Origin of the sequence: Pseudomonas meliae (genome assembly GCF_001400515.1) — a bacterium.
Classification (GTDB): Bacteria; Pseudomonadota; Gammaproteobacteria; order Pseudomonadales; family Pseudomonadaceae; genus Aquipseudomonas; species Aquipseudomonas amygdali.
Map to the genome: position 1 here is coordinate 1 of NZ_LJQT01000354.1, position 1,715 is coordinate 1,715.

The 1,715-nt window shown below is 51.8% G+C and carries 1 protein-coding gene; it reads right to left on the reverse strand.

Annotated elements, in window-relative coordinates; all coding sequences use genetic code 11:
• Positions 1 to 131 precede the first annotated feature (131 nt).
• The coding region (locus ALO64_RS16655; protein ID WP_157058664.1) for an AAA domain-containing protein at positions 132 to 1,715 on the reverse strand (1,584 nt) is incomplete at its 5' end.

Consider the following 1,715-nt stretch of genomic DNA (forward strand, 5'->3'; position numbering starts at 1 on the left):
AAAAAAACTGATACTCCCGGAGCCACCGGAATCTGGTTTAACAATAGCTTGTCTCGATACCGCTCAATTTGATGAACGGGCCCTCATGCTGAACGTTAGAGCCACCTTCAACCCGGCGAAACTCTACGACTTTAATCCCGCGCAGGTGGCGTCCATTGATCCAGGAACGCCGCAACCTTTTCTTCTATACGGCTCTCGATGGTCCGCAAACGAAGCAAAGGGATACCGCATTTATTCAGAATGCTGTTTTTCACAGCGTCTCGTTCAATCTGTAACGGATCGTCATGGTAACCACCGTCGACTTCAATCACGCCCAAGGGGGTCTTACCCACCTTGAAATAGAGCACGAAATCGCATCGCGCAGCGTTTCTCATAAACTCCAGCTCTCTCTCCGTGAAGCTTGCGCGGGCCACCGCTGCCAGTTGCATCAGCCGGATCTCACGGTGGAACATGATCCCTCGGCGGGGTTCCTGAGCCAGTGCCTCACGAAGTATCTGCGCCACAATCTGCTCGGACTTGAATAACGAGTCATTCGGATTGAGCCTTTTATTGAGACGCTCAAGTGATCGGTCGTACTCTTTATAGAGCAGATCGAATGCCGAGATAACAGGCGCTCGATGGACCTGCCCGTCATCCGCGTAATATTCCATGTAGCGGATCAGCGCAGCGATATGGCCATTACTGGTTTTGAAAACATTATCACCCGTGACCAGCGTGAACCTGCTTTTGGCTCTGGAAACCGCGACGTTGACCATACGTGCATCGTCGACGAAATTCAGGCGTTCCGGGCTTTTGTACTTGTCCAGCACAGTAGAAAAGACGATTTCGTCGCACTCCCTGCCCTGAAATTTATGCACAGTGGCTTTGACGAAATCAGCTGGCAGGCAGGAACCTGAAAGCATCGCCTGATTCTTGAAGGGAGCAATGAACCCTCTGCCATCTTCGCCCTCCCAGAGGCTTTCCCCGTCGGCCTCAAGCACTGCCAATAAAGAGTCGAGCTCTCTGAGATTGGAATTGTTGCGCGTGTGGTTTCCCTTGGCAGTCACCAGCAGCGTCAACGGTTTTTCGCCATTGTCCATTGTCATCGGTACTAGCTGATTATCGTAAAACTGCTGATTGCAGAACTGAATAATCCGGGGATGACACCGATAGTGCTCTTTGAGCAACGTCATCGGTATCGAGTTGCCGAACACACTGACGCATGAGTCCAAAAGGCTGTACTTCTCACAGTCATACCAGGGCGCGGGCGCTTCCAGCCCGAGTTTTTCCGGAATGTGTGCAAGTTGCTTTCTGTCCCCCACGATGATCAGATTTTTCGCACAACTGAGTGCCAGTACACCTGGGACGATGTCCTGTTGCGAGGCCTCGTCGATAATCACGTAATCGAGAACAGCCTTGCCGCCAAGGGAGTTGACGATTGAATGCGTACTGCTGCCAATGACCGGGTAGCGCTTCAGGAACGCATCAAGCCGCTTTCTGTAAGTGGTGTCGAAGGTATCGTCATCAGAGATATGACGATGCAGGTGGTGTTTCAGGTGAAGCATGGAAGAAGTGGTCAACTCCTCCAGCAACGCCTTGAAGTTACCGATGCGCAACGCCTCTTCGTGGGCTGCCAACTCTGCCTTCTTACCTTGCAAGACCTTGTCGTAATAATGGAGCAGCAGGCTGTAGAAGGCAGACATGCGCTTGTCCCAATTATCTAAGAGGGTGTAGAC